2 protein-coding genes and 1 pseudogene are annotated in these 4,484 nt (G+C 40.4%); 1 reads left to right on the top strand and 2 read right to left on the bottom strand.

All coding sequences use genetic code 11. The features are described from left to right. Both ACEW80_RS09740 and ACEW80_RS09735 read right to left on the bottom strand, forming a co-directional pair. The coding region (locus ACEW80_RS09740; RefSeq protein WP_373526376.1) for an AAA family ATPase at positions 1-3,375 on the bottom strand (3,375 nt) is incomplete at its 3' end. A gap of 74 nt (positions 3,376-3,449) precedes the next feature. After that, positions 3,450-3,665 (bottom strand): annotated as a pseudogene (locus ACEW80_RS09735) (ATP-binding protein); the annotation flags it as partial. Between ACEW80_RS09735 and ACEW80_RS09730 the strand changes: the two are divergent. Continuing rightward, a complete protein-coding gene (locus ACEW80_RS09730) occupies positions 3,652-4,299 on the top strand; it encodes a DnaB-like helicase C-terminal domain-containing protein (RefSeq protein ID WP_373526375.1) in 648 nt (215 codons plus the stop codon). The pseudogene ACEW80_RS09735 and the gene ACEW80_RS09730 overlap by 14 nt on opposite strands. The last annotated feature ends 185 nt before the right edge of the window (positions 4,300-4,484 follow it).

Here is a 4,484-nt window from a genome sequence, read left to right as displayed (position 1 = left end):
AGTCAGGCTATAGACCCAATAATAATGCAATCCAATTAAATCATTAGTAGCGGTGAGTTCGGCGTGTATTTGCTCTGTTTTATTTGTCAAAGTTGACTGGTTTTGACTATTTTGGAGCCGCTCAACTGCTTGTAAAACAATCTGAGAGTAGTTTAAACATATTTTGAGATTGAGCTTGGATAGGGTATTTAAATAAGGCTCTGTTTCTGTCGCCAAAGTATTTAAATCCTTACCAACTATATAAGCGCACTGACACAAATGGTGGACGTTATAGCCTGCAAACTCTATATCGCCGACTTCCTGGCCTGTCTGGAAACCTTCACTGTATAAAGCTAAACTGTTGCGAAAATGAGATTTATAATGGATAAAAAACGCGGACAGGAGAAGATTAACTTTTGGCTGGATAAAACGTGCATTGAGTTTTGCCACTAGTTGTGATGACATCTGAGCAAAGTCATAAGCTGTATCCAAATCCCCTAACATATTGCTCAATAAAATCGCATAGTTAATGTAACTAAAGGCTGATAGGGAGTTATTACCTTTCTGAATCGACAACATAACTTGAGTCAGAACAATAAATGGAAATAGTTGGGAAGCAGAAAGATAGGCTGCACCGGTAACACTAGAAAGTAACTGCATAATTACCAATGCTTCTGGTTCTGTCATCACAGGCAAATCGAGTAAATCTTCAGCAGTTCTACCATTAAGCAATTCCGTTACCTTTTCTACAGCCGATGTTATATCTGTCGGTGTCGGTTGCTCTGGAAGATAAGTGTTAAATTTGGTTAAAGCAGTCTGGGCAATCGCGATCGCCTCTTGAAATCTCCCCTGGGTTGTATAGGCTTGAATCTGGATTTCGTAGGCTTTGACGTATTCGGTCGCTTGGAGATTTGCAGCTAAAATTACCTTTACTCCCTGCTCAATTTGCTCGTAATTACCGCATAAATACGCCGCTTCTGTTGCTCCTTCCTGCAATCCTAATATCAGGCTGGTTTGGGTCTGCCAAGCACCATCAGGCAGTAAATTTATACCTGTAGTGAAATATTTGAAAGCTGGTTCGTAAGCATTCGAGGCTTTAGCTTTGCGTCCAGCAATTAGATTAAGTTGGGCAAGATTATCTTTTTCCGATTGGTCAAGGATAATTGCGATCGCCCTGTTCCAATGGTTGACAATCTCGAAAATCTTGGCTTCTAGTTCGGTGTCTGGGGTGCTTTGTCGCAGCAACCGAGCGATCGCTAAATGAGTGGACTGTTGTTGATCTTCTGGAATCAAGGAATAGGCCGCTTGTTGAACGCGATCGTGTAAAAATTTATAGGTAACAGGTTGTTGATTTTCTTGTCTAACTACTTGGTTTTCTTGCCCAACATAAAACTTATAAACATCGCTAATTGGTAAAATCAACCCTTCTTGTAATGCTTTCCACAAAGCAGTAGCCGTTTCGGCTTGGCATTGTTGTGAAACAATTGCCAAAGTTGCTAAATCAAAAGAGTTGCCAATACAAGCAGATAACTGCAAGACATTTTGAGTTGATGGTGGCAGTTTTTGCAATTGAAAACTCATAAAAGCCACAACATCATCTGTAACCGATTGAGTCGTTACTTGTGCAATGTCACATTGCCAAAAACCTGAAGTAAAATCAAATTGAATGAGATTTTCTTGATGCAATGCTTTCAGAAACTGGGTTGCAAAAAACGGATTACCTTGAGTTTTTTGATATACCAGTTGAGAAAGAGTCCATGCCAAATCTTCTGGACATTTGAGTGTGTCAGCAACTAGCTGATTGACTTTTATTTGACTCAATGGTGCTAACGTAATTGTATTAATCGTTGCTTGGTTTTTTTGACTTTCATTCAAAGTCAACATTAATGGATGTCCCGGATCTACTTCATTATCACGGTACGCACCAATTAAGAAAAGATGATTTGTATGAGCCATCAATAGCTGGATTAACTTCAGTGATGCTGAATCTGCCCATTGCAAATCATCAAGGAACATTACTAAGGGATGTTCTGCACTGGTAAAGACTTGAGTAAATTTTTGAAATAATAAATTAAATCTATTTTGTGCTGCTGTTCCTGATAATTCTATGGCGGGTGTTTGTTCACCAATAATTTTTGATAATTCGGGGATGACTTCAATAATTACCTGTCCATTTTCGCCAACGGCTGATAATACTTTATTTTTCCATTCCAGAATTTGAACGTCACTTTCTGTTAGCAATTGCTCCATCAAATCCCGGAAGGCTTGGACAAATGCAAAGAAGGGAATATTGCGTTGAAATTGATCATATTTTCCTTTGATAAAATAACCGCGTTGCCGCACAATTGGTTTATGAACTTCGTTAACAACTGCTGTTTTTCCAATCCCTGAAAAACCAGCTACCAGCATCATTTCTGTTGCACCGAGACAAACTCTCTCAAAGGCTTGCAGTAGGGTTTCAACTTCGGTTTCTCGTCCATAGAGTTTATCAGGGATGATGAAGCGATCGCACATATCCCTTTGTGCAATTTCAAAAGCGTTTATTACACCATTAAGTTGTAGCTGATGTAAACAATTTTCTAAATCAAACTTCAGTCCCAACGCACTCTGATATCTATCTTCCGCATTCTTTGCCATCAATTTCATCACGATATCTGAAATCACCTGCGGTATCTCATCTCTGATAACTAAAGGAGGTTGTTTTGCAATATGAGAATGTACCAACTCCATTGGATCGTTTGATTGAAATGGCAAAACTCCAGTAAGTAACTCGTAGAAAGTCACACCCAGAGAATAAAAATCAGTTCGGTAATCAATCCCCCGATTCATTCTGCCCGTTTGTTCTGGGGAAATATAAGCAAGTGTCCCTTCTAAGACATTGGGGTTGATGAGTGTCTGCGTTTCTCGTGGTAGTAAGGAGGCGATACTAAAGTCGATTAATTTAACTTGTTTGGTTTCTGGATTAATTAAAATATTGGCAGGTTTGATGTCTTTATGAATAATTCGCTCCCGATACAATATATCTAAGGTGTTGCAGAGAGCGATCGCAATTCGTAAAAACTCTTCACTAGAGGCGATATATCGCGTCTGGTCAGAGGTGAAATAATCTTTGAGAGAAATCCCGCCAAAGTCTTCCATCACCAGCGCATAGCCATTTTGGTACGCTTGGAGGCTATGAGTTTGAACGATCAGGGGTGAGTTGAGATTTTTGGTAATGGTGTACTGATTGCGAAACGACAAGAGTTCAGAGAAGCTGGGATAAGGATTTTTTAGCAGTTTAATCACTACTGGTAATGAGTCAGTCTCTCGATAGCCTCGATAGACAAGGGTTCTGGAACCATTGTATAGTTCTTCAGTGATGCAATATCCGGGAATACTGACTAAAGTGCTAACCATGCTGCTAAATCCTGAATATTTCCAGATTTAGTATTCCCAGATATTTGAAGTTATTTACCAAAAACCGCCAAAAATCATACCGGAATTTCAATGATAAATTCACTACCTAGACCCAGACCAGAGTTAAAACTCAATTTTCCGCCGTGGGTTTCTTCCACAATTTGACGAGCGTTCGCGAGTCCTAATCCTATTCCTTTACCAACAGCTTTTGTCGTAAATAAATGGTCAAATATTTTTGATTTGACTTGTTCGCTCATCCCCTGACCATTATCAGTAATGGCAATTTTAACTAGTAGTTCGCCTTTTGGTGCTTTGACCGTCGTTGGAGGTCGCGGCGGAATCGGCAAGTCCACCTGGGCATTAGATATTGGCATTCGGGCTGCTGCTAGCGGCTTAACAACCGCTTATTTCGCTTTAGAAATCTCTGCCTCACAAATGGTCAAAAAGACCCTCTCAAGGCTGGCAGCACCCAATGTTCCTGCTGATCTGCTTTTTAAACGCAATGCACTCCGGGAATCTCACTGGAATCCTTTAGTTCAAGCCTGTGCTGAGGGGATGGCGCTACCATTTTGGTTGAATGACAACCCTGTAATTACCACCTCACAAATCAAGGGTGATTTGCAAGATATACAAGCTCGTTGTGGATCAGTCAGTTTGGTAATTGTGGATTATGTGCAGTTGATTGAACCAATGCGCCGTGAACGTGGCGAAAACCGCGTGCAAGAAATCGACTCAATCTTGAAACAACTCAGGGCGATCGCTAAACAATTCAATTGCGCGGTCTTGGGTTTAGCACAGTTAAAACGAGAAGTTGATTCACGTTCCGAAAAGCGTCCAACCAAAGCTGATTTTCGGGAATCTGGAGGATTTGAACAAGAAGCTGCTGTCATTTCCAATTCGCAATTCGCAATTCGCAGTTCGTAATTAATAATATCCCACTCACGCCACTTGCTTTATGCCGGGAAACCTGTCCACCGCAGTGGCTTATGAATGAGGGGCTTAAATATTGATACTATGTGTTTTGTTTCTTTTCATAATTGAAATTAGGAGCTTGTACCCCAACAGCTCAATTATCAATTACGTCCACAATTGCGAATTGCGAATTGCGA

The organism is Nostoc sp. (assembly GCF_041747015.1).
Classification (GTDB): domain Bacteria; phylum Cyanobacteriota; class Cyanobacteriia; order Cyanobacteriales; family Nostocaceae; genus Nostoc.
The sequence above is the reverse complement of the archived record's forward strand: the minus strand, read 5'-3'. Positions and strand labels throughout refer to the sequence as shown.